Here is a 24,436-nt window from a genome sequence, read left to right as displayed (position 1 = left end):
CAAGTGTTTTTAACCAGTAAAGGCAGCTGCCATGCCCTCGTCTGTGATCTCGAACTACAGCCCGTCGCCCAACCAGATCAACACATCGGAAACGGGCTTCCAGTCTCCCCCAAAGATGCTGACGCTTGCGGATGGCCGCATACTATACGTCTGGGCGAATAACGGGATCTCGGACGATCTCACCTCGATGGAGCTGCAGGCGCGTATCTTCAACGCCGATGGCACGCCGTCGACAGACCAGATCAGCCTGGGTCAATTGCCCGCCATTGACGGTTTCGATGGCTATGATTGGGATAACCTCGACCTCGATCTTCTGAACGATGGTCGCGTTATGCTGTCCTACGTCCGCAACACGGCAGAGGGCGGCACGGACGAGCCGATCTTCGCGGTGCTGCAACCGTCGGCCAACAACCTGACGGTGGTCTCCGGCCCCTCCACGATCCAGCAGAACGATACGACGGTGTTCGAATCCCCGCCGGTGACCACCGTGCTGGACAATGGCAACGTCCTGTTCGTCTGGGCCAAGAACGGCGCTTCCGACGACATCACCTCGATGACGCTGCAAGGCCGCATCTACAACCCGACCACGGGTCAGTGGGTGACGAACGAATTCACGGTCGGCAACCAGGCTGTTGATGGCACCGACAGCGCTGATATGAGCAACCTCACCGTCACGCAGCTGACCGGTGGCAACGTCGTCATCGGCTGGGCGCGCAACAACGCTGAATCCGGCTTCAACGAACCGGTCTACACGGTGCTGGATCAGAACGGGAACACCGTTTTCTCCACGTCCCAGATCGAAGGCAACGACAACGAAACGCAGTTCACGCCGTGGGAATCCCCGCCCGTGATCACCGCGCTGCCCGATGGCCGTTGGATGGCTGTCTGGGTCAACGATGGCTATTCCGACGACGTCAACTCGATGACGCTGGAAGGCCGGATCTTCAACGCCAACGGCACCCCGGCCACCAACGATTTCCGCATCGGTTCCACCGCCGTCGATGGCACCGATACCTTTGACAAGGACAATGTCTCCATCACCGCGCTTCCGAACGGGCGTGTCGTCGTGGGCTATGTCGAAACCTTCGCGACGGGTGGCACTACCTATCCGACCTTCTCCATCGTCGACACAGCGACCGGCACGGTCATTGCGTCGGATATCAACCTCGCCAACAACCCCAGCCATCCCTTCCCGGGGCCGCCGATCCTTATGGCGCTGGGCGATACCGGCCGTTTCGTGGCCGTCTATGGCGAAGGCGATGCAGCTTTCGGCGCCTCCTACGGGCTGAAATACCGCATCTTCGACAGCAACGGTAACCCGATCACGAATGAGGTCACGGTCGTCGGCCCGAATGGCGGGTCCTCTGTTTCCGGCCTCGACAACTTTGACTGGAACAATGTCCAGGTCAATTACAACGCAACCAACGACACCTTCACCATCGGCTGGGGCGGGCACTCTGACGGCAGCGGCACAGGCGTCTTCTCTGCCGGTCCGATCACCTCGAACGGCACCTCTCTGCCCTATGCTTCCAACAACCCTGTCGACGGCACCGCGGGCGCAGATCAGATCGGCCCCCTCTATAGAGATGCCCAAGGGGATGAGATCGACGGAAACGACGGGATCAACGATCTGGTTCTTGCCGCCGGCGGGAACGACACGATCGACGGTGCCGCTGGTGCCGACACGCTGTTTGGCGGCGCGGGTGACGATACGTTCCTCCTGAACGACATTGACAACAACTCCACCTCGGTGGGGACCGGCACGTTCAACCCCGGATCCGTCTCGCCCAACCAGATCAACACGTCGACTACCGGCTTCCAGTCTCCGCCCAAGATGCTGACGCTTGCGGATGGCCGCACGCTCTATGTCTGGGCGAACGATGCGATCTTTGACGATCTCCAAACGATGGAGCTGCAGGCCCGCATCTTCAACGCCGATGGCACGCCTGCAACCGGCCAGATCAGCCTTGGCCAACTGCCCGCCATCGACGGTTTCGATGGCTATGACTGGGACAACCTCGACCTCGATCTTCTGAACGATGGTCGCGTTATGCTGTCCTACGTCCGCAACACGGCAGAGGGCGACGCGGACGAGCCGATCTTCGCGGTGCTGCAACCGTCGGCGAACAACCTGACGGTGGTCTCCGGCCCCTCCACGATCCAGCAGAACGATACGACGGTGTTCGAATCCCCGCCGGTGACCACCGTGCTGGACAATGGCAACGTCCTGTTCGTCTGGGCCAAGAACGGCGCTTCCGACGACATCACCTCGATGACGCTTCAAGGCCGCATCTACAACCCGACCACGGGTCAGTGGGTGACGAACGAATTCACGGTCGGCAACCAGGCGATCGACGGCACCGATACGACCGAGGTCGACAACCTTTCGATCACGCAGCTGACCGGTGGCAACGTCGTCATCGGCTGGGCGCGCAACAACGCCGAAACCGGCTTCAATGAACCGGTCTACACAGTGCTGGATCAGAACGGGAATACCGTTTTCTCCACGTCCGAAATCGAAGGCAACGACAACGAAACGCAGTTCACGCCGTGGGAATCCCCGCCCGTGATCACCGCGCTGCCCGATGGCCGCTGGATGGCTGTCTGGGTCAACGATGGCTATTCCGACGACGTCAACACGATGACGCTGGAAGGCCGGATCTTTAACGCCAACGGCACCCCGGCCACCAACGATTTCCGCATCGGCTCTACGGCGGTGGACGGCACTGACACCTTCGATCAGGACAGTGTTTCCATCACGACGCTTCCGAACGGGCGTGTCGTCGTGGGTTACATGGAAACCTTCGCGACGGGTGGCACCACCTATCCGACCTTCTCCATCGTCGACAGCGCAACCGGAACGGTCATTGCGTCGGATATCAACCTCGCCACCAACCCGGGCCATCCCTTCCCGGGGCCGCCGATCATCACGGCGCTTGGCGACAGCGGTTATTTCGTGGCCGTCTATGGCGAAGGTGACGCGGCTTTCGGCGCTTCGCACGGGCTGAAATACCGCGTCTTCGACAGCAACGGTAACCCGGTTTCGAACGAGATCACGGTCACGAACACGTCCGGCAACAGCTCTGTTTCCGGCCTCGACAACTTTGACTGGAAGAATGTTTCGGTCGTCTACAACGACATCGCCAAGACCTTCACCATCGGTTGGGTCGGTCATAACGATGGCAGCGGCACGGGTGTGTTCTCCTCCGGTCCGATCGATGTGTCCAGCCTGACAGGCGGCACCCCGACCGACGATGACGAAGAAATCATCGGTGGCGAAGATGACGAAGCGTTGGGTGACCTGCTGAATCTTTCCGCAAAGTCCGATGCTGTGTCCGTCAACTTCACTGGGGCAGAGGCGGGCCGCATCACCGAACAGAACAGCGGCGATACCGCGACCTTCCGCGAAATCGAACGCCTCCAGCTGGGGTCGGGCAATGACTCCGTCACCGGTGCAGGCGGGGATGAGGTCGTTGACGGCGGTGCAGGCAACGACACCCTCCTTGGCAACATGGGCCGTGACTCGCTGACCGGCGGTGCGGGCGATGACCTGATCGATGGCGGCGCAGACAATGACACGCTGGCCGGCGGCGAAGGCAACGACACGCTGCATGGCGCTGGGGGCTCCGACACGATCGACGGCGGCAGCGGCAATGACGTGCTGTACGGTGACGGTGGCACCGCGCCTCCCGTGCCGGGGACAACCAACCTGATCGTCAACGGCTCGTTCGAGGACCTGACAGGTCTCGGCCCGCATCCGTTCGGCTTTGTCGGCAACGGCTCTATCCCCGGCTGGACGACCACAGGCCCCAACTCAACGATCGAAGTTTTCAACCGCAACCCCGAAACCGGCCGTCCAGCCAGCGATGGCCAGGTGGCGGTCGATATGGAAGGCTCGCCGGGTAACATCAATCTGGGCCAGAATGTCCAGGGAATGGTGGCGGGCGAAACCTACCGTCTGACCTTCGATGTTGCGGATTCGGCCCGGCTTCCGGCCGCCTCGGATAACTCCGTCGACGTCTACTTTGGCGGGCAGTTGATCGCCTCGATCAATCCCAACACAGAGCCAAACTATCAGACGATCACCTTGGATCTGATCGCAGGCTCCGGCGACGGCACAAACCGGCTGGAATTCCGCGGTCGCGGGGTCGAAGACAACATCGGCGTATCGCTCGACAACGTGCGGCTGGTCCAATTGACCGGAACAGACCCCTCCGCTATCGCCGAGGGCAATGATTCAATCACCGGTGGCGATGGCAACGACACGATCTTCGGTCAGGGCGGCAACGACACGATCACCGGTGGATCGGGCGATTCCATCACTGGCGGTGCCGATTCCGACACGATCCTGATCGACGCGAACGCAGTCGACGCACTGGGCGGCCGGACCTCGGGCATCGTCGTCGATGGCGGCAGCACCGGGGCGGACAATGACACGCTGGATCTGCGCGGCTATGTAAGCTACCGAAATCTCGTTCAGACGCCAGATGCGGATGGCAACTCCACCTCAGGCACGGTCGAGTTGATCGACGCCTCGGGCGGGGTCCGGACCGTGACCTTCTCCGAGATCGAGAACCTCCTCCTGCCGCCGCCGGTCGACCAGCGCGACGGCGTGGTGGACGGGGCCAATTCCGGCGAGTTGATGGAATTGGGTTACATCGATCCCCAAGGCGATCGGATCACCGACAACGCCGACAGCATCCGCGGCAATCTCGGGGACGACAACATCACTGCTGCTGGCGGCAACGACACCGTGTCGGGCGGCGACGGCAATGACATCATCAACGGCCAGTTGGGCGATGACATCGTCTCCGGCGATGCGGGTTCCGACACGCTGGCTGGTGGCGCAGGCAATGACCAGCTGAACGGTGGCGCAGGCGATGACGACATCGCAGTCGGCGGCGCGGATACGGCCACGGGTGGCACGGGCGACGACGCCTTCACCCTCGACGGCACCGATCCGGCGACCGATGTCAACACCACCGTCGACGGTGGCAGCGATGGCACCAGCGGCAACCCCGATGATGCGGCCAACGGCAATGCGGGCGATACGCTTGATCTGTCGGCAGGCACGACGGGCCAGGTCGTCAACTACGGCGTCAATCCGGAAAACGGCACGGTCAACGGGCTGGATGCAGATGCAGGCACCGACCTCACCTTCTCCGAAATCGAGCGTGTTCTCACCGGTTCCGGCAACGACACGATCAATGGCGGCGGCTCCACCGGCCCCATCGACGTCAATACCGGGTCAGGCAATGACACCGTCACCGGCGGGTCCGGCAATGACACCATTGCCGCAGGTGCAGGCGATGACACCGTCGATGGCGGCGGCGGCAACGACTCCATCGGTGCAGGCAGCGGCGATGACTCCGTCGATGGCGGGTCGGGCGATGACACGCTGCAAGGCAACGAAGGCCAAGACACGATCACTGGCGGTCAGGGCAATGACAGCATCGACGGTGGCGCCGATGATGACAGCCTGACCGGTAACGAAGGCAATGACACGATCAACGGCGGCACCGGTGAAGATACACTGGATGGCGGCGACAATGACGACCGGCTGACCGGCGGTGAGAATGATGACAGCGTCATCGGTGGCGCTGGCAACGACACGCTGGCAGGCGACAGCGGCAATGACACGCTGGATGGCGGCACTGGAGATGACAGCCTCGGTGGCGGCTCGGGCAATGACAGCCTGACCGGCGGCCAGGGCGCTGATACGCTGTCCGGCGGTGACGGTTCTGACACGCTGCAAGGCGGGGAAGGCAATGACTCGCTGATCGGTGGCGACGGTGACGATGATATCGTGGCCGGCGCGGGCGATGTCGCGCAGGGCGGCGCGGGGGATGATGAATTCACCATTGACCCGACCCTGACCGGCACAGCGCCAATCACGATCATCGGTGGCGAAACCCTCGAAGAGGCGGTCATCGACCCGACCAACAACCCAAGCGGCCGCACCGGCGACGTGCTGGATCTGCGCGGGCTGACAGATGTTGTCGTGGTCTACACCAACCCCGACCCGATCACCGGAACCTCGGAAAACGGCACCGCCACCTTCCGCAATAGCACGGGCCAGTTGATCACGGTCAACTTCTCGGAAATCGAAACCGTCCTCACCAGCGCTGATGGCGTTGTTGATGGCACGGGCGGCGGCGATCTGATCACCCCGACATCGGGCCCGGGCGGCACGCCCTACACCGATCCGCAGGGCGATCAGGTTGACGGCACGGATGGGCTGAACGACAGCATCGCTGCGGCTGCGGGCAATGACACGGTCGATGCCGGGCTTGGCAATGACACGGTCGATGGCGGCACCGGCAATGACAGTCTGGCGGGCGGCACAGGCGATGACAGCCTGATCGGCAACAGCGGGGCTGACACGCTCGACGGCGGGGCCGGCAATGACGTGCTCGAAGGTGGCCTGTCCGACGACGGCCTCACCGGTGGCGCGGACAATGACACGCTCTTCGGCAACGAAGGTCGCGACACCCTCCTCGGTGGCTTGGGCGATGACAGCCTCGATGGCGGTGCCGAAGATGACAGCCTTACCGGCAACGAAGGCCGCGACACCCTTCAGGGCGGCGCCGGCAATGACACGCTGGATGGCGGCGATGATGCCGATGTTCTGAACGGCAACGAAGGCGAAGACAGCATCCTTGGCGGTGGCGGGAATGACACCATCGACGCCGGGGCCGATGATGACACGGTCACAGGCGGGGCCGGGAACGACTCCATCCTCGCCGGGGCGGGTGACGACACCGTTGATGGTGGCGCAGATGCCGATACCATCGTCGGCGGCGACGGGGCTGACAGCCTACGTGGCGCCGATGGCACGGATAGCCTGACTGGCGATGCCGGGAATGACACGCTGGATGGCGGTGCCGGAAACGACACGCTTGCCGGTGGCGAAGGGGCAGACTCCCTCACCGGTGGCGAAGGCACCGACAGCCTGTTCGGCGGCGGCAATGACGATGACATCATCGTCGGCGCGGGCGACCGGGCCGAAGGTGGCGACGGCGATGACGAATTCCTCGTCAACCCAGCGCTGACCGGCAATGGCACCATCACCGTCATCGGCGGCGAAGCAGGCGAAGACCTGACCGATCCCACCAATGGCGGCACCGGTGACGTGCTCGATCTGCGCGGCCTCACCAACGCCACGGTCAATTTCACCGGGCCCGAAAGCGGGACCGCCACCTATCAAAACAGCTCGGGCCAGACCGTCACCATCGTCTTCTCGGAAATCGAGCGGGTTCTGCTCGACAGCAATGGTGTGGTCGACGGCACCACGGCGGGCGATCTGATGACGCCCACCTCGGGGCCGGGTGGCATCCCCTATACCGACGGTCAGGGTGACCAGATCGACGGCACCGATGGCCTGAACGACACCATCGCCGCAGGCCAGGGCGATGACACGGTCGATGCTGGTCAGGGTGATGACACGGTCGATGGCGGCACCGGCAACGACAGCCTGTCTGGCAATGTCGGCAACGACAGCCTGATTGGCGATACCGGCGATGACACGCTGTCCGGCGATCTGGACAACGATACTCTGGCCGGCGGCGAAGGGGCTGACAGCCTTGCCGGTGGTGATGATGATGACAGCCTGACAGGCAACGAAGGCAACGACACCCTGCTTGGCGGCAATGGCAATGACCTGCTCGATGGCGGGGCCGAAGCCGACAGTCTGGCCGGTGGCGCAGGTGCCGACACGCTGCTTGGCGGCACCGGGGCCGATACGCTGCAAGGCGGGGCAGGGGCCGACAGCGTGACAGGCGGCGCAGGCGATGATGACATCATCGTCGGCGGGGCCGATACGGCCATCGGCAACTCGGGCGACGACGTCTTCACCGTCGACAACTCCGATCCCAACCTCGCGGGCCAGATCTTCGGCGGCAGCGATGGCACCGATGGCAACCCTGACGATGCCGCCAACGGCAATGCAGGCGATCTGCTGGACATGTCCTCCGGGACCACGGCCCAGACGGTCAACTACGAAACCAACCCGGAAAACGGCAACGTCAACGGGCTGGACGGGGATGCCGGAAGCGATATCACCTTCTCCGAAATCGAACGCGTCCTCACCGGTTCTGCGGGCGATACCGTCCTCGGCGCAGGGGCGCAGGGTCCGATCAACATCGGAACCGGTGCCGGCAATGACTCGATCACGGCCGGGGCAGGTAACGACATCATCGATGCAGGCGCCGACAATGACTCCGTCGCCGGCAACGGCGGCAACGACAGCATCATCGCCGGGTCTGGTGACGATACGGTCGATGGCGGCGCGGGCGACGACACCGTCGATGGCGGCACCGGCAATGACTCGCTCGTCGGTCTGGCTGGTCGCGATCTGCTGACGGGCGGCGATGGCAACGACACGCTGGATGGCGGGGCCGAAGCCGACACCCTTCTCGGCGGCGCAGGGGATGACTCGCTCATTGGCGGCGACGGCAATGACAGCCTCATCGGCAACGAAGGGCTCGATACCCTGGCTGGCGGCGCGGGCGATGACACGCTCGACGGCGGCGATGAAAATGACAGCCTGCAAGGCGGTCAGGGCAATGACAGCCTGATCGGCGGCGCAGGGGATGACATCGTCGAAGGCAATCTCGGCAACGACACCATTCTCGGCGGCGAAGGCGACGATACGCTCTCCGGCAACGAAGGTGATGACCGGATCGATGCTGGCGCAGGCAATGACAGTGTCCTTGGCGGCGATGGGCGTGACAGCGTCACCGGCGGGATCGGGGATGACTTCATCAAAACCCGTGCCACCAATGCCATCCCGGATGAGGCAGGGCCGTTCTCTGACACCGATCCGCTGGATGACCGCGACACGGTGATCGGCGGGGCCGGAAACGACACCATCCTCACCGGCGATGACGGCGACCTGATCGACGCTGGCGATGGCGATGACTCTGTCGATGCCGGGGTTGATGACGACACCATCCTTGGCGGCGAAGGTTCGGATACGATCCTTGGCGACGAAGGCGATGACAGCATCGATGGCGGCGTCGGCAACGACCTCCTCTATGGTGGTACCCCCGGCGTAACGCCGGCCGATCTGCCCAATGACGGCACCGATCCGCTGCCTGCCAACAACGAAGACACCGTCCGTGGCGGCGAAGGTGACGACACCATCTTCGGCTTCGATGACAATGACATCCTCGCTGGTGACGCCGGAAACGACGTCATCTCCGGCGGGCTGGATGATGACAGCATCGACGGCGGGGCCGACAATGACTCGCTCGTCGGTGACGACGGAAACGACACGCTGCAGGGCGGCTCGGGCAACGATACCCTTCAGGGTGGCGCAGGCCGTGACCGCGTGGCGGGTGGTGCCGGGACCGATCTCTTGGCCGGTGGCATCGGGGCCGACCTCTTCGTCGCCGAAGGGGCCGACACCATCACTGACTTTGATGCCACCACCGGCATCCAGGGCACCGATGGCGCCGCGACCGATGACAATGACTTCGTCGATCTGTCCAGCTTCTACAACGAAGCCAACCTCGCCCTCTACAACGCGGCCAACCCGGGCGCGACCTTCAACAACCCGCTGGATTGGCTGCGCGCCGATCAGGCCGATGGCATCCTGCAAGGGGCCGGGGGCTTGCGTATCCAGAACGGCGGTACGGCGGTGGCGGGCGATCTGCTGAACCAGGAAAACACCGGGGTTGTCTGCTTCACCCGCGGCAGCCGTATCCTGACGGCAGAAGGCGAAAAGGCGATCGAAGACCTCGCCGCAGGCGATCTGGTTCTGACCATGGATCACGGCTACCAGCCGATCCGATGGATCGGATCCAGCATCGTCGAAGGCAAGGGCCGCTTTGCCCCGATCGTGATCGAGGCAGGCACCCTTGGGAACAGCCGCACCCTGCGGGTCTCGCCGCAGCACCGCATGCTGCTGTCGGGCTGGCAGGCGGAACTGCTGTTCGACGAACCCGAGGTGCTGGTCGCAGCCAAACTTCTGGTGAACGACCATACGATCCGTGCCGAAGAGGCGGCAGAGGTGGAATACTTCCACATGCTCTTCGACGCGCATGAAATCGTCTATGCCGAAGGGGCCCCGTCGGAAAGCTTCCATCCTGGCCATGTCGGCTGGGGCGCGCTTGCCGAAGCCGCCCGCGAGGAAATCCTGTCGCTCTTCCCGCAACTGGAAGACATGGATTTCACCGCCTACGGCCCCTCGGCCCGCCGCAGCCTGACCGCCCCCGAGGCCCGCGTCGCCCGCGACACGATCCTTGGCGACGGCCTCATCCGCGCCGCCGAATAAGCGCCGCGATCATTGCCAAAGCGGGCCCCGGAAACGGGGCCCGTTCATTGTTTCTGCCGGGGCCGGACCTTGGTCGCGCAATCCATCAGACCTTGCGCCGTCCACAGTAGACCCACGCTCTGCCATTCTGTCCTTTCCGCCCCACACCGGGACGGCAGCAGAAAGGACAGGGGCGTGTCTGCCAGAATTGCCGAATTTGCGAATGGCTTAATCCGCTTCGCCTTACCTTTCGCCTCGCGCGGCACGCTGATCACCTTGGGTTTCGCCACGGCCCTGCTGATTTGCGAAAGACTGGCCTCCTAGGCCAAGGCTATCCCTGCCCGCCTGACGCGCCCGTCAACGCGCACCAGGCGTCATACTGGCTGATGAATACCCGGCCCGTCAGCGATTTCAGGAGATGCGACCGCTGCAACCGGTCCATCACTGGCCCCTTCACCTCGGACAGGTGCAGCCGCACGCCCAAGCCCCGCAGATGCGCATTGATCGCCTCCAGCGTCTCCAACGCGGTCATGTCGATCTCATTCACCGCCGAGCACATCAGCACCACATCCCGCACCTCCGGCGCATCCGCCAGCCGCGCCATCACCATATCCTCCAGAAACCGCGTATTGGCGAAATACAGGCTTTCGTCGATCCGCAGCGTCACCAGCGCTGGATGGGTCTGCACCTCGAACCGGTTGATGTTGCGGAAATGCTGCGTCCCTGCGATCAGCCCCACCTCTGCCACATGCGGCCGCGACGTGCGCCACAGATGCAGCAGCACCGACAGCGCCACCCCCACGGATACCCCCGCCTCTACCCCTGCACCCAGCGTCACAAGGATTGTCCCCGCCACCGCCGCGAAATCCGCGCGGGAATAGTCCCACGTCCGCCGCAACACCGACAGGTCCACCAACCCCAGCACCGCCACGATGATCGTCGCCGCCAGCGTGGCCTTGGGCAGAAAAAACAGCAGCGGCGTCAATAGCAGCGCCGCCGCCGCCAGCCCCAGCGCGGTAAAGGCCCCCGCCGCGGGCGTCGCCGCCCCGGCATCCGCATTCACCACCGACCGCGCAAATCCCCCGGTCACCGGGAACCCGCCCGTCACTGCCGCACCCAGATTGGCCGCCCCCAGCGCCACCAATTCCTGATCCGGCACGATCCGCTGCCCCCGCCGCGCCGCCAGCGTCTGCGCCACGGAAACCGATTCCACAAACCCGATCAGCGAAATCAGCAGCGCCGGCACCAGCAGCGCCCGCCACAGGTCCGGGTCAAAGGCGGGCGAGGTAAAGGGCGGCAGGCTCTGCGGCACCGCCCCCACCACCGCCACGCCCCGCGCCTCAAGGCCCAACCCCCAGACCGCGACCGTCGTCGCCACCACGGTCAGAACCGGCCCCGCCTTTGTCAGCGCATCAGCCAGCCGCGCCGGAACACCCAACCCGCGCAACCATCCCTTCATCCGCTTGCGCACCCAGACCAGAAACCCCACCGCCGCCGCCCCGATCAGCGCGGTGATCCAACTCGCCCCACCGATCCCGCCCACCAGTCCCAACACCAGCTCCGGCAGCGTATCCCCGCTGATCTTTACCCCCAGCAAGGGCCCCAACTGCCCCGCCGCAATCAGCAGCGCCGATGCTGTGATGAACCCCGAAATCACCGGATGGCTCAGGAAATTCGCGATAAAGCCCAACCGCAGCAGCCCCATCCCCAGCAGCATCGCGCCCGACATCGCCGCCAGTGTCAGCGCCGCCGTGGCGTAATCCGCCGTTCCCGCCGCCGCCACCTCTCCCACCGCTGCCGCCGTCATCAACGACACCACCGCCACCGGCCCCACCGCCAACACGCGCGACGTGCCGAACACCGCATAGATCAGGATAGGCAGAATGGATGCATACAACCCCGCCTCTGGCGGCAACCCGGCCAGCAAGGCATAGGCCAGCGATTGCGGGATCAACATGATCGTCACAATCACCGCCGCCAGCAGATCATTGCCCAGATCAGCGCGCGAATAAACGCGCGCCCAGCCCAGAATGGGGAAGTATCGCCGCAGATCGGCCATCACATCACAGCCCGTTCAAAGGAACCTTCAGCATCGGTCGCCCGCTGGCATCGGTCGGAATTTCGCCCGCCCGCATGTTCACCTGCAAAGATGGGATGATCAGCTTCGGCATCGCCAACGTCGCATCGCGCTCGGTCCGGAACTGGATGAAACTCTCCCGCGTCGCGCCCGCGCCCACATGGATGTTATGCGCCTTCTCCTCGCCCACGGTGGTTTCCCACCGGATGTCCCGCCCGTTCGGGCCATAGTCGTGGCACATGAACAGCCGCATCTCATCGGGCAGGGATAGCACCGTCTGGATGCTGTCATACAACACCCCCGCGTCGCCCCCCGGAAAATCCGCCCGCGCCGATCCGCCATCCGGCATGAACAGCGTATCGCCGACAAAGGCCGCATCCCCGATCACATGCGTCATACAGGCGGGCGTATGTCCCGGCGTGTGGATCGCCACAGCCTCCATCCCGCCGATCCGGTACCTGTCGCCATCCTCGAACAGCGCATCGAACTGGCTGCCGTCACGCTGAAACTCGGTCCCTTCGTTGAAGATCTTGCCGAACGTGTCCTGCACCACGGTGATCTTCGCCCCGATCCCGATCTTCCCGCCCAGCTTGCCCTGAATATAGGGCGCGGCCGACAGATGGTCGGCATGGACATGGGTTTCGATCAACCATTCCAGCCGCCACCCCTTGTCGCGGATAAAGGCAATGATCTCATCGGCATGGTCATAGGTGATCCGCCCGGCGGCATAGTCGATATCCATCACGGAATCGATCACGGCACAGGCATCAGATGCCGGGTCGCGTACGACGTAACTGATCGTATTCGTCGCCGGATCAAAGAACCCCGTCACCTCGGGCCGAAGTGTCATGTCTGCTGCAAAGGCGGTCATCGCGAACCTCACTTCTGTCCTGCTTTGGTGCCCGATATAGATACATATTCACAAAATACAATGTGTAATGAATGATATGCCATCACGCCCCCGTAACCACATTATCCAATGTCGGTTCTGGATGGGTGCTTGGCGGAAACGGATGGATGTTTTCCCGCCCGCAGGACCATAGTCCCCCCAAGAACAAGGATGGACACAGACCATGCGCTATTCCGGCTTCCGTGTGATCGCCGAGGCTCTGACAGGCCACAAAGGATGGAAACCCGCATGGCGCGATCCCGAACCGCAATCCGCCTATGATTACATCATCATCGGCGGCGGCGGCCACGGCCTTGCCACGGCCTATTATCTGGCCAAGGAATTCCGGCAGGCCCGCATCGCGGTGCTGGAAAAGGGCTATCTCGGCGGCGGCAACGTCGGGCGGAACACCACAATCATCCGCTCCAACTATCTTCTCGACGGCAACGAACCCTTCTACGAATTTTCGCTCAAACTCTGGGAAGGGCTGGAGCAGGACTTCAACTACAACGCCATGGTGTCCCAGCGCGGGATCATCAACCTTTACCACACCGACGCACAGCGCGACGCCTACACCCGGCGCGGCAATGCCATGATCTTGCACGGCGCCGATGCGGAACTGCTGAACCGCGATCAGGTTCGCGCGATGTATCCGTTCCTGAACTTCGACAACGCCCGTTTCCCGATCAAGGGCGCGCTGATGCAACGGCGCGGCGGCACCGTCCGCCATGACGCCGTCGCATGGGGCTACGCACGCGGGGCCGACATGCGCGGCGTCGACCTGATCCAGAACTGCGAAGTCATCGGCATCCGGACCGAGGCTGGCCGCGTCACCGGCGTTGACACCACGCGCGGCTTTATCGGCGCAAAGAAAGTCGGCGTCGCCGTCGCCGGCTCCTCGTCCAAGGTCATGTCGCATGTGAACATGCGCCTGCCGATGGAATCCCACGTCCTTCAGGCTTTCGTCTCCGAGGGTCTGAAACCCGTCATCGACGGCGTCATGACCTATGGCGCAGGCCACTTCTACGTCAGCCAGTCCGACAAGGGCGGTCTGGTCTTCGGCGGCGATATCGACGGCTACAACTCCTACGCCCAACGCGGCAACATGCCCGTGGTCGAAGACGTGGCCGAAGGCGGCATGTCCCTCATGCCGATGATCGGCCGCGCCCGCCTTCTGCGGTCATGGGGCGGGATCATGGACATGTCGATGGACGGATCGCCGATCATCGACAAGACAGATATCGACGGCCTCTATTTCAACGGCGGCTGGTGTTATGGCGGCTTCAAGGCCACCCCCGCCTCGGGCTGGTGCTTCGCGCATCTTCTGGCCACCGACCAACCCCATCCCACCGCCACCGCCTATCGCTTCGATCGCTTCCGCAAGGGGCTGATGATCGACGAAAAAGGGCAGGGCGCGCAGCCCAACCTGCATTGAAGGGCCAGCCATGATCATTAACCACCCGCTCCTCGGGCCCCGCGACGCGCAGGAATTCACCTATCTCGGTGACGCCGCCCTGATCGACCGCCCCGACGCGCTGTCCTTCGCCGACAGCGCCGCCGCGCAGGACGCCTTCCACGACTACCTCTATCTCCGCGACAACCCCGCAGGCGACCACCGCGAGCTTTGGTATCACGAACAGGGCGACCGCTCCTGGCTCGTCGTCACCCGCAACACTGTGACGCATGAGATCACGAAGGTCGAACTCGCCCGCGATGTGGCCCGCGCAAAGGGGCGCAGCAAATGACACAAGACAACCGCATCAAGGGCGGTCAGATCGACCGCTCGCGCACCCTGCGCTTCACCTTTGACGGCCATCCCTACACAGGTCATCCGGGCGACACCCTCGCCTCGGCGCTGCTGGCAAATGGCGTCCGCCTGATGGGGCGCAGCTTCAAATACCACCGCCCGCGCGGCCCCCTTTCGGCGGGCAGCGAAGAACCCAACGCCATTGTCGAGTTGCGCTCCGGCGCGCGGCAGGAACCCAACACCCGCGCCACCGTGGCCGAACTGTTCGACGGGCTGGAAGCCAACAGCCAGAACCGTTTCCCCTCGCTCAAATTCGACCTGATGGGGATCAATGACCGCCTCTCCCCCTTCTTCGCCGCAGGCTTCTACTACAAAACCTTCATGTGGCCGGCCGCCTTCTGGGAAAAGCTGTACGAACCCATCATCCGCCGCGCCGCAGGCCTTGGCTCCCTGACCCGTCAGGACGACCCCGACGAATACGACAAGGGCTTCCTGCACTGCGACATCCTCATCATCGGCGCAGGCCCCGCAGGCCTGATGGCCGCCCTGACCGCAGGCCGCGCAGGTGCCCGCGTCATCCTCGCGGACGAAGATTTCCGCATGGGTGGCCGCCTGAACGCGGAAACTCTGACAATCGGCAACCATTCCGGCGCCGACTGGGCCGAAGACACTGTCCGCACCCTGCACCAGATGCCCAATGTCCGCCTCATGCCCCGCACGACCGTCGTGGGCGCGATGGACCACGGCATCTATTCCGCCGTCGAACGCGTCTCCGACCACCTTCCCGTCCCGGCCCCCGGCAAACCCCGCCAGATCCTCTGGCGTATCTACTCCCGCCACGCGATCCTTGCAGGCGGTGCCACAGAACGCCCCATCGCGTTCGAAAACAACGACCGCCCCGGCATCATGCTGGCAGGCGCGCTCCGCACCTACGCCAACCGTTACGCCGTGGCCGTGGGCGACAGCGTCGCCGTCTTCACCAACAACGATGACGGCTTGCGCACCGCCACCGACCTTCAGGCGAAGGGCATTGACGTCGCCGCTGTCATCGACACCCGGCAGGAAGGCGAACTGCTGCCCGGCATCCGCCACCTGAAAGGCGCGCAGGTGATCGACAGCGCAGGCCGCCTCGGCCTGAAATCCGTCACCATCCGCCATGCCAACGGGCGCTCCGAAACGCTTTCCGTCAACGCCCTCGGCGTTTCGGGCGGCTGGAACCCCAACCTCAACATCGCCAGCCACCACCGCGGCCGCCCGTCGTGGAACGACGCCATCCAAGCCTTCACCCCGCCCGCCGACGGCCCCGCCAACCTGACCGCCGCAGGGGCCGCCGCGGGCGCCATGTCCACCCACGCCGCCCTGACCACCGGCGCCGCACAGGCCAACGCCGCGCTTGCCGCCCTTGGCCTGCAAACCCACATCCCCGACCTGCCCAAGGCCGAGGATGCCCCCGTGAACATCACCCCCTTCTGGTACGTCCACGAAGGCAAGGGCCGCGCCTGGATCGACCAGCAGAACGATGTCACGGTGAAAGACGTCAAACTGGCGAAACAGGAAAACTTCACCTCGGTCGAACACCTGAAACGCTACACCACCCTCGGTATGGCCACCGATCAGGGCAAGACCAGCAACATCACCGGCCTTGCCATCATGGCGGAACTGACGGGTCGCACGATCCCGCAGACCGGGACCACCATCTACCGCCCGCCCTACACGCCTGTGGCGATGGGCACCCTTGCAGGCCGGTCGCGTGCCCATGAATTCAAACCCACCCGCCTGACCCCGTCGCACAAATGGGCCACGGAACAGGGCGCGGTCTTCGTCGAAGTCGGCATGTGGCTGCGCGCCCAATGGTTCCCCGAAGCCGGTGAAACCACATGGCGCCAGTCGGTCGACCGCGAGGTGCTGCAAACCCGTGCCTCTGTCGGCATCTGCGACGTGACGACCCTCGGCAAGATCGACATTCAGGGCCGCGACGCCGGTGCCTTCCTCGACAAGGTCTATGCCAACACCTTCTCCACCCTTCCTGTCGGCAAGGTCCGCTATGGCCTGATGCTGCGCGAAGACGGGATCGTGATGGATGACGGCACCACCGCCCGTATGGGCGAAAACGAATGGGTGACGACGACCACCACCGCCAACGCGGTCCCCGTCTTCCGCCACCTCGAATACGTCCGCCAGTGCCTTTACCCCGACATGGACGTGCAGCTCATCTCCACGACGGAAGCATGGGCGCAATTCTCTGTCGCTGGCCCCAACGCCCGCAAGCTGCTGCAAAAGATCGTCGATCAGGACATTTCCGATGCAGCCTTCCCCTACATGGCCTGCGGAAACATCACCGTCGCAGGCGGTCTGCGCGCGCGGCTCTTCCGCATCTCCTTCTCGGGCGAACTGGCCTATGAAATCGCCGTCCCCACCCGCTACGGCGATGCGATGATCCGCGAACTGATGCAGGCGGGCAAAGAATTCGGCGCCGTCGTCTACGGCACGGAATCCCTCGGCGTGATGCGCGTCGAAAAGGGCCACGTCGCGGGCAACGAACTCAACGGCACCTCCACCGCGCTCAACATGGGGCTGGGCAAGATGGTGTCGAAAAAGAAAGACAGCATTGGCATGGTCCTGTCGCAACGCGAAGGGCTGACCACCGAAAACGGCTTCCGCATCGTCGGCGTGAAACCCGTGGACCCGTCAAAGCCCCTCACCGCTGGCTCCCACTTTCTCGACATCGGCGCGGCCCCCGTGGCGGCGAACGATGGCGGCTGGCTCACCTCCGTCGTCTATTCGCCGCACCTGAAATCCTCCATCGCGCTGGGCTATCTGAAGAACGGCTCCGCCCGCATCGGCGACAGGATGCGCGCCGTGAACCTGCTCGCCAAAACAGAGGTAGAGGTCGAAATCGTCTCGCCCCACTTCTTCGATCCGGAAGGAGAACGCCTCCGTGGTTGACCATCGCCTGAAACCGATCACACCCTTGGGCCATGACGCCCCTCACAGCGTCACCTTTGGCCCCGTAACAATCGTCGAAGTCACCGATACGGCGCTCGCCTCCCTCGCCACACGGCAGGGCGAGACGAAAGCCGTGGCCGATATCGCCGATGTCGCGGGCATCCCGCTTCCTTCCCCCGGCAAGGCCGCGGCGGGCGCAACCTATGCCGCCTTCTGGCTTTCGCCCAACATGTGGATGATCGAGGCCCCCTTCGCCACGCATGAAGATATCGTCGCGCACCTTAAGCCCCATTTCGGCGAAGCCGCCAGCCTGACGGAACAGACCGACGCATGGGCGCGGTTTGATGTGAAAGGCGCGGACCTTCCGGCGATGTTTGAACGCCTATGCGCCTATGACCTGCGCGCCCACGGCCCCGGCTCCGCCACCCGCACGGTGATCGAACACCTCGGCTGCTATGTCGTGATCCGGGCCGAGGGTCATCTGTCGGTCATTGGCCCGCGCTCTTCGGCTGCATCCGTCTTTCACGCCCTCGAAACGGCGGCCCGCTCGGCTTACTGATCCGTCACGCCACCGCGCGTTGCGTGCATACACTTTGCTGCACCACCGTCTGCACCGCCTGCGGCACAGTGGTTTGCCGACTTGTCCGCTTGCCGACTTTCCCTATAGTGAAAAAGATATCACCTTTGTTCACTCGGCGGGTCAGTATGGACGATCAGGATACAGCGCAGGAAATCAGCATTCCCAAATCCAAACCGGCCTTCAGCCAGGACCCGCACCGTGTGCGCGAACTGTCTGAACGCAATCTGGAAATGGCAATCGGCCGCTCCGTCCGCGCCTTTCGCCGCCAGCAGGGGATGACCGTGGCCGATCTTGCCTCGGTCACCGGGCTGTCCATCGGGATGCTGTCCAAGATCGAAAACGGCATCACCTCGCCCTCGCTCACCACGCTGCAAATCCTGTCGCACGCCTTCTCCACCCCCATCACATCCTTCTTCCGTGGATTCGAAGAACGCCGGGAAGTTCAACATGTTAAGGCCGGCGAACATCTGGAGATCGACCGTCGCGGCACCCGCGCGGGGCATCAATACCATCTGCTCGGCCATGTCGGCTCCAACAGTTCCGGTGTGGTGGTCGAACCCTATCTCATTACCCTCACCACGGAATCCGATACCTTCCCGACGTTTCAGCATGAAGGGATCGAGCTGCTTTACATGCTGGAGGGAGAGGTGAAATACCGCCACGGCGATCAGCTGTTCCACCTTGAACCCGGCGACAGCCTGTTCTTCGACGCCGACGCCCAACACGGCCCCGAAGTGCTTGTGAAACTTCCCGCGCGCTATCTGTCGATCATCAGCTATCCGCAGGCGTGACGGCTGAATGGCGCCACACCTCAAACCGGACCCGCGCAATCTTGTAGGCGTCCAGTATGGCAATGGCCCAGACAAAGATCCCGCCCGCATATTTCCCGATCATCGACACGTCGGGTGCTGCGGTCTTCACCGTGTAAGCCCCTAGCAAGATTGTAAAAAACAGAAAGATCAATCCGCGCAGGGGCTGGCGGTTCACCACCTGCCCCACGCCGGGAAGGGCGATGGCGATGGCCAGAACCAGATAGGGGTTCCATGGTTTTCTCATGCGCTGCGCCTTTCCTCGGTCTCTGCCATGACCGCGCTCCGCAGGGCCAGTGCCGCCGCCAGAAACGGGATCAGTCGCGCAGGTGGCAAAGGATCACGCCCCATCTCCGCATCCCGAAACAGCAGATAGCGCCCGCGATCGGCCTCTTCCGCCAGAAACACCAGCCGCACTCCGGCCGGTGTGATCAGAATTTCCTTCAGCCGGTCCGTATCAACGGTCTCCATCACCTCGCGCAGGGCATTGGCAAAGGCCGCATGGCCCGGCGCATCGGTGCGAATGGCGCAATCGGGCGGAAATCCGGGCGGCGGCTGCACCTGCACCGGCAAGCGAGAGAAATTCGTGAATGTTTCCATGCCCGTAGGCCGCAACAGCACGTCCAGCGTCCCGGTCACGGGCAGCGGCCCGGGCAGGCTGACCAGCACCCAAAGTGCGGGCAGTTTCCGCACGCTCAACGTATCCGGCACCACCTGAATGTCGAACTCTGCGCCCTCGCGCCGCCCCGCCATCCGGGGAAAGCCGGTCGCGGCCAGCTCGATCCTGACCTGCTCGAACAACACTGTCGCCGCGCCCAGAAACGCGCCGCGCCGCGCAACCCGCGCCGCCTGCGCGCGTCGCAACAAAACCAGCACCACCCCTGCCGTGGCCGCGGCCAGCACCGCCCAGATCGCCGCTGCACTATCCATTACATTGATCTTTCTAATGAAAACCGGCCTACCACTGGGGCGGGCCGGTTCATTTGCGTCAATACCCGCGCGGTTTGGGCCAGGGCATCGTGAACTGATCCGCCCGTTTCACGAACCGATAGCGCCAGAAGTGGAACCACAGCGACACCACGATATAGAAACTGACCATCGCGATAAGCTGCGTCCCGTATCCCAGGAACACTGCAAAATAGGTCACCGAACACAGCGCCAGCAACACCAGCGCCGGGATCGGGTGGAACGGATGCACATAGCCCCGCTTGATCGTGTCCAACGGCCATTTGCGGCGGAACATGATCACGTTGATGGGCATGAACGTATATCCCAGCAACCCCGACAGGATCGAGAAGGTGATCACCTGATCCAGCGGAGCCCCCAGCGCAAAGATCAGCGCGATGGGAACCAGAAAGATGATCGCCCGGTAGGGTGTCCGATAGGTCGGATGCACTGCACCAAACCATTGCGGCAGGTAATGGTCACGCCCCATCGAAAACCACGCCCGCGACGCATCATTGATGCAGCCATTGGCCGAAGCCAGCGTCGCAAACAGCGTCCCGAAGCCAAGGATCAGGATCAACGCATCAGACCCCGTCATCTGCGCCGCACTGAACAACGGTGCCACCGCACCATTCACGCCATCGCCAAGGTATTCCCAAGGCAGATAACCCACGCAAATGTACCATGTCAGCGTCGCCGCGATCAGCAGTGTCATGATCCCCGCAAGCGTCCCAAAGGGCAGCGACCGGGCAGGCGAACGCACTTCCTCGGCTGCCTGCGTCGTGCCTTCGATGCCCAGATAGAACCACAACCCGAAATGCATCGCCGCCAACACACCCAGCCAACCATAGGGCAGGGCGGCCTGCCCTGACATCAGATCGGCATGAGCTAGCATCGTGCTGTCGCTCCACGGGGCTGACGCAAAAAACAGAACAAGGATCGCGCAAAAGGCAAAGGCTGTGATCACAAGGTTGAAGGTCAGCGTCGCCAGCACACCGCGATAGTTCAGCCAGGCCAGAAACACGATGGACAGAATGATGAACGGTCTTTGGTCAATCGCCTCCGTCGCCCCGGTCATGTCGGCGGCCACCGATATCAGATAGCCCAGCGTGATCGCATTTCCCGCCTCCAGCATCGTATAGGCAAACACAAGGTAAAGCCCCACGTTGAACGCCATCAGCGGCCCGACGATGTGCTTGGCCTGAGTATACTGCCCGCCAGCCGCCGCAACGGTCGATGTCACTTCGGAATCGATCATCGCCACGCAGGAATACAGGATCCCCGCAAACCAGCAGGCGATCAGCGCTGCATAGGCCCCGCCTTTGCCAACGGCAAAGTTCCAGCCCATGTATTCGCCCACCAGCACGATCCCCACCCCCAACGCCCAGACATGGGCAGGGCCAAGAACGCGCAGCAGGCCAACTTTGGTGCCATGGGGGCCAATGCCATCCATGGTCTTGGACGTGATGTCCGTATCCGCCATGTGCCTATCCCCTCAAAGCTTGTGCTGTTCGGTCATGGCCTCGATCTCGCCTTCGCGGGAAGAGGTCAGGACATCTTCGGAATAGGTGCTGTCGGTGCGGTACCAATCCCACAGCATGTGCAGGGCAAACAGCGCTGACAGCGCCCAAGCCCCGTATTCGATCATCGACCAGAGTGGCATCTGTCCCATCCCCTATTTCCCGTCGAACTTCTCCGCGATCACTTCGCGGTATTCCTGTTCGGACAGTTTCAGCATCATCGCGAAATACCCCACGATGACGATCACCATCAGCGCCAGCGCTCCCCAGGTGAACGAATAGTCAAAGCGGGCAGTGATCATGTCAGCGGCCGAGGCCGGGTCAGCAAAACCCAGCGCATTCCAGCGCTCCACCATCACCGGGTTCTGGCCAAGGGCTTCCCACGTCGGGTTGTCCATCGGCACGGGTGCCTTGCTCGATCCCGCCAAGCCCAGCCAAAGCGGAATGTAAAGCGCACCGATCGACAGGATCAGCAACACGATCACGTCGATCATCTGGCCGATCTTGCTTTGTTTGGGCGGTATGTAACGTGCCATCGGATCACCTCTTGGCGGCACGGGCTTCATCAAGAAACTTGATGTCCAGCCCATACATGAAGTCGCGATCCTCGCGGTAATGGTGCAGCATCGCCATGATCGCGGCGGTGTTCAGCACCAGGATGGCGCCTCCACCGATCAACAGCATTGTCCGCGCGCCGGATGACGGCGCGAGAGACCAGGTGGCAATCGCCACAAAGATGACAGCCAGCCACAAACCAATGACGAAAGCCCAAGCAATGGACACGTCCCGTTTGTGCATGGTTTGAATCCTTGCACTCAGGTCTGACACAGTTCCCTCCCTGGGCCCTTCTTATACCTGTTCCGCGCCCGGCCCATGGCGCGCAGGTGTTCTCTGTGTGTGAACTTTCTTTTCCCTAGGGAAACACCCCTGCGGCATTCTGTCAAAGGATTTGCTCATAAAATGGGCGGAATCAAAAAATCATTGCCCACCAGTTAAAAAAGTTTCTTCCCAGTTGAGCCGTGCAATCTTCGGTGCTAGCCTCCCCTCAGAACCTGAACCAAGGGAGTCGACGCCATGTGCGGAATCGTCGGTCTTTTCCTGAAAGACCCAAAACTTGAGCCCCAGCTCGGTGCCATGCTCACCGATATGCTCATCACCATGACAGACCGCGGCCCCGACAGCGCCGGAATCGCAATCTACGGCCGCCCGGAAAAGGGCCGCGCCAAGCTGACCGTGCAATCCGCTGATCCCGATACCGATTTCGCCACCCTGACGGATGATCTTGGCCGCGCCATCGCCGCCAAGGTGACGGGCCATGTCAAGGATACCCACATGGTCCTTGAACTGCCCGAAGACCGGCTGGACGCCGCTCGCCACGCCATGCGCGACCTGCGCCCCCGGGCCAAGGTGATGTCGGCGGGTGAAGGTATTGAAATCTACAAGGAAGTCGGCCTTCCCAAAGATGTCGCCGCCCGCTTCGAAGTGGCCCGCATGTCCGGCACCCACGGCATCGGCCACACCCGCATGGCCACCGAATCCGCCGTCACCACCATGGGCGCGCACCCCTTCTCCACGGGCGCGGATCAGTGCCTCGTCCACAATGGCTCGCTGTCCAATCACAACTCCGTCCGCCGCGTGCTGAAACAGGCGGGCATGACGTTCGAAACCGAAAATGACACCGAAGTCGCCGCCGCCTTCATCAGCCACAAACTGCAAGAAGGCGCCAAACTGGGCGAGGCGATGGAGGCCACGCTGACAGACCTCGACGGCTTCTTCACCTTCGTCGTCGGCACCAAGAACGGCTTTGGCGTCGTCCGCGATCCCATCGCCTGCAAGCCCGCCGTCATGGCCGAAACCGATCAATACGTCGCCTTCGGATCGGAATACCGCGCCATGGTAAACCTGCCGGGCATCGACAATGCCCGCGTCTGGGAACCCGAACCCGCCACCGTCTACTTCTGGGAACGCTGATTCATGCAGACTTTCGACCTTGCCGCCCAAGGCCTGCGCGCGCTGAACTCCACCCTTCATGGCCTCAAGGGCCAGACCAACATGACCGCCTGGGAAGTCATCAACCCCAAGGGCGCGCATGCCATCGCCGTGGGGCTTGATGCCCCCGTCGATGTCACTGTGCGCGGCTCTACCGGCTACTACTGCGCGGGAATGAACAAACAGGCCACCGTCCGCGTCAAAGGCTCTGCCGGGCCGGGCGTGGCGGAAAACATGATGTCCGGCACTGTCATCATCGACGGCGACGCCAGCCAATACGCCGGGGCCACCGGGCGCGGCGGCCTTCTTGTCATCAAGGGCAACGCCTCATCCCGCTGCGGCATTTCGATGAAGGGGATCGACATCGTGGTCCATGGCAACATCGGCCATATGTCCGCCTTCATGGCGCAATCGGGCAACATGGTTGTTCTGGGCGACGCGGGCGAAGCACTGGGCGACTCGCTCTATGAGGCGCGCTTGTTCGTGCGCGGTTCGGTCAAATCCCTTGGTGCCGACTGCATCGAGAAAGAGATGCGCCCCGAACACCTCGCCATTCTTGCCGATCTGCTGAAGCGTGGCGAAGCCGACCATCTGGCCAAGCCCGAAGATTTCAAACGCTACGGCTCTGCCCGCAAGCTTTACACTTTCAATATCGACAACGCGTCGTCCTACTGAGGCA

At 63.0% G+C, this 24,436-nt stretch carries 16 protein-coding genes; 8 read left to right on the top strand and 8 right to left on the bottom strand.

Features of this window, described 5'->3' with window-relative positions; translation table 11 throughout:
- The first annotated feature begins 31 nt into the window (after positions 1-31).
- Positions 32-10,276: a Hint domain-containing protein gene (locus RSE12_00160; GenBank protein WRH62788.1), complete on the top strand. Its 10,245-nt coding sequence runs from the start codon at positions 32-34 to the stop codon at positions 10,274-10,276.
- A 310-nt stretch (positions 10,277-10,586) separates the two neighbouring features.
- Here the strand turns inward: RSE12_00160 and sulP are convergent, their stop codons facing one another.
- A complete protein-coding gene (gene sulP, locus RSE12_00155; protein WRH62787.1) occupies positions 10,587-12,314 on the bottom strand; it encodes a sulfate permease in 1,728 nt (575 codons plus the stop codon).
- A 4-nt stretch (positions 12,315-12,318) separates the two neighbouring features.
- Complete coding sequence (locus tag RSE12_00150; protein ID WRH62786.1) at positions 12,319-13,203, bottom strand: MBL fold metallo-hydrolase; 885 nt, start codon at positions 13,201-13,203, stop codon at positions 12,319-12,321.
- A gap of 202 nt (positions 13,204-13,405) precedes the next feature.
- On the opposite strand from RSE12_00150, the gene RSE12_00145 reads away from it, so the two are divergent.
- From RSE12_00145 to RSE12_00125, 5 genes are all read left to right on the top strand, one after another.
- Positions 13,406-14,656: a sarcosine oxidase subunit beta family protein gene (locus tag RSE12_00145; protein ID WRH62785.1), complete on the top strand. Its 1,251-nt coding sequence runs from the start codon at positions 13,406-13,408 to the stop codon at positions 14,654-14,656.
- 10 nt (positions 14,657-14,666) lie between these two features.
- Positions 14,667-14,966 (top strand): sarcosine oxidase subunit delta, encoded by a 300-nt coding sequence (locus tag RSE12_00140; GenBank protein ID WRH62784.1) that lies wholly within the window; start codon positions 14,667-14,669, stop codon positions 14,964-14,966.
- Entirely contained in the window at positions 14,963-17,914 is a 2,952-nt protein-coding gene (locus tag RSE12_00135; GenBank protein ID WRH62783.1) for a sarcosine oxidase subunit alpha family protein, read from the top strand. Before RSE12_00140 ends, RSE12_00135 begins: the two co-directional genes overlap by 4 nt.
- Positions 17,907-18,473 carry a sarcosine oxidase subunit gamma gene (locus tag RSE12_00130; GenBank protein ID WRH62782.1) on the top strand — a complete coding sequence of 189 codons (567 nt, stop codon included), beginning with the start codon at positions 17,907-17,909 and terminating at the stop codon, positions 18,471-18,473. The genes RSE12_00135 and RSE12_00130 overlap by 8 nt, the downstream gene beginning before the upstream one ends.
- Before the next feature lie 146 nt (positions 18,474-18,619).
- The gene (locus RSE12_00125; protein WRH62781.1) at positions 18,620-19,285 is read left to right on the top strand and encodes a helix-turn-helix domain-containing protein; all 666 of its coding nucleotides are present in this window, start codon (positions 18,620-18,622) and stop codon (positions 19,283-19,285) included.
- Here RSE12_00125 and RSE12_00120 read toward each other — a convergent pair.
- Genes RSE12_00120 through RSE12_00095 form a run of 6 tightly spaced genes read right to left on the bottom strand, consistent with a single transcriptional unit; the run spans position 19,266 to position 22,566 of the window.
- A complete protein-coding gene (locus tag RSE12_00120) occupies positions 19,266-19,550 on the bottom strand; it encodes a hypothetical protein (protein ID WRH62780.1) in 285 nt (94 codons plus the stop codon). The genes RSE12_00125 and RSE12_00120 overlap by 20 nt on opposite strands.
- Entirely contained in the window at positions 19,547-20,233 is a 687-nt protein-coding gene (locus tag RSE12_00115; GenBank protein ID WRH62779.1) for a hypothetical protein, read from the bottom strand. The genes RSE12_00120 and RSE12_00115 overlap by 4 nt, the downstream gene beginning before the upstream one ends.
- 58 nt (positions 20,234-20,291) lie before the next feature.
- The gene (locus RSE12_00110) at positions 20,292-21,731 is read right to left on the bottom strand and encodes an amino acid permease (GenBank protein WRH62778.1); all 1,440 of its coding nucleotides are present in this window, start codon (positions 21,729-21,731) and stop codon (positions 20,292-20,294) included.
- Positions 21,732-21,743: 12 nt separating this feature from the next.
- Positions 21,744-21,911, bottom strand: a complete 168-nt coding sequence (locus tag RSE12_00105) for a hypothetical protein (GenBank protein WRH62777.1) — start codon at positions 21,909-21,911, stop codon at positions 21,744-21,746.
- 12 nt (positions 21,912-21,923) lie between these two features.
- Positions 21,924-22,304 carry a hypothetical protein gene (locus tag RSE12_00100; protein ID WRH62776.1) on the bottom strand — a complete coding sequence of 127 codons (381 nt, stop codon included), beginning with the start codon at positions 22,302-22,304 and terminating at the stop codon, positions 21,924-21,926.
- Positions 22,305-22,308: 4 nt separating this feature from the next.
- On the bottom strand, positions 22,309-22,566 hold the full coding sequence (locus RSE12_00095) for a hypothetical protein (GenBank protein ID WRH62775.1): 258 nt from the start codon (positions 22,564-22,566) through the stop codon (positions 22,309-22,311).
- 276 nt (positions 22,567-22,842) lie between these two features.
- On the opposite strand from RSE12_00095, the gene RSE12_00090 reads away from it, so the two are divergent.
- Positions 22,843-23,739: a glutamine amidotransferase family protein gene (locus RSE12_00090; GenBank protein ID WRH62774.1), complete on the top strand. Its 897-nt coding sequence runs from the start codon at positions 22,843-22,845 to the stop codon at positions 23,737-23,739.
- 3 nt (positions 23,740-23,742) lie between these two features.
- Complete coding sequence (locus RSE12_00085; protein WRH62773.1) at positions 23,743-24,432, top strand: GXGXG domain-containing protein; 690 nt, start codon at positions 23,743-23,745, stop codon at positions 24,430-24,432.
- The last annotated feature ends 4 nt before the right edge of the window (positions 24,433-24,436 follow it).

The sequence above is a fragment of the Fuscovulum sp. genome, from assembly GCA_035192965.1.
GTDB lineage: Bacteria > Pseudomonadota > Alphaproteobacteria > Rhodobacterales > Rhodobacteraceae > Paragemmobacter.
Note: the sequence above shows the minus strand (reverse complement) of the source record. Positions and strands in the feature narration are given on the sequence as shown.

Bases quoted from the DNA above. Each gene is read 5' to 3' on its own strand.
- RSE12_00160 (WRH62788.1), top strand. From the start codon at position 32: ATGCCCTCGTCTGTGATCTCGAACTACAGCCCGTCGCCCAACCAGATC.
- sulP (WRH62787.1), bottom strand. From the start codon at position 12,314: ATGGCCGATCTGCGGCGATACTTCCCCATTCTGGGCTGGGCGCGCGTT.
- RSE12_00150 (WRH62786.1), bottom strand. From the start codon at position 13,203: ATGACCGCCTTTGCAGCAGACATGACACTTCGGCCCGAGGTGACGGGG.
- RSE12_00145 (WRH62785.1), top strand. From the start codon at position 13,406: ATGCGCTATTCCGGCTTCCGTGTGATCGCCGAGGCTCTGACAGGCCAC.
- RSE12_00140 (WRH62784.1), top strand. From the start codon at position 14,667: ATGATCATTAACCACCCGCTCCTCGGGCCCCGCGACGCGCAGGAATTC.
- RSE12_00135 (WRH62783.1), top strand. From the start codon at position 14,963: ATGACACAAGACAACCGCATCAAGGGCGGTCAGATCGACCGCTCGCGC.
- RSE12_00125 (WRH62781.1), top strand. From the start codon at position 18,620: ATGGACGATCAGGATACAGCGCAGGAAATCAGCATTCCCAAATCCAAA.
- RSE12_00120 (WRH62780.1), bottom strand. From the start codon at position 19,550: ATGAGAAAACCATGGAACCCCTATCTGGTTCTGGCCATCGCCATCGCC.
- RSE12_00115 (WRH62779.1), bottom strand. From the start codon at position 20,233: ATGGATAGTGCAGCGGCGATCTGGGCGGTGCTGGCCGCGGCCACGGCA.
- RSE12_00110 (WRH62778.1), bottom strand. From the start codon at position 21,731: ATGGCGGATACGGACATCACGTCCAAGACCATGGATGGCATTGGCCCC.
- RSE12_00105 (WRH62777.1), bottom strand. From the start codon at position 21,911: ATGCCACTCTGGTCGATGATCGAATACGGGGCTTGGGCGCTGTCAGCG.
- RSE12_00100 (WRH62776.1), bottom strand. From the start codon at position 22,304: ATGGCACGTTACATACCGCCCAAACAAAGCAAGATCGGCCAGATGATC.
- RSE12_00095 (WRH62775.1), bottom strand. From the start codon at position 22,566: ATGCACAAACGGGACGTGTCCATTGCTTGGGCTTTCGTCATTGGTTTG.
- RSE12_00090 (WRH62774.1), top strand. From the start codon at position 22,843: ATGTGCGGAATCGTCGGTCTTTTCCTGAAAGACCCAAAACTTGAGCCC.
- RSE12_00085 (WRH62773.1), top strand. From the start codon at position 23,743: ATGCAGACTTTCGACCTTGCCGCCCAAGGCCTGCGCGCGCTGAACTCC.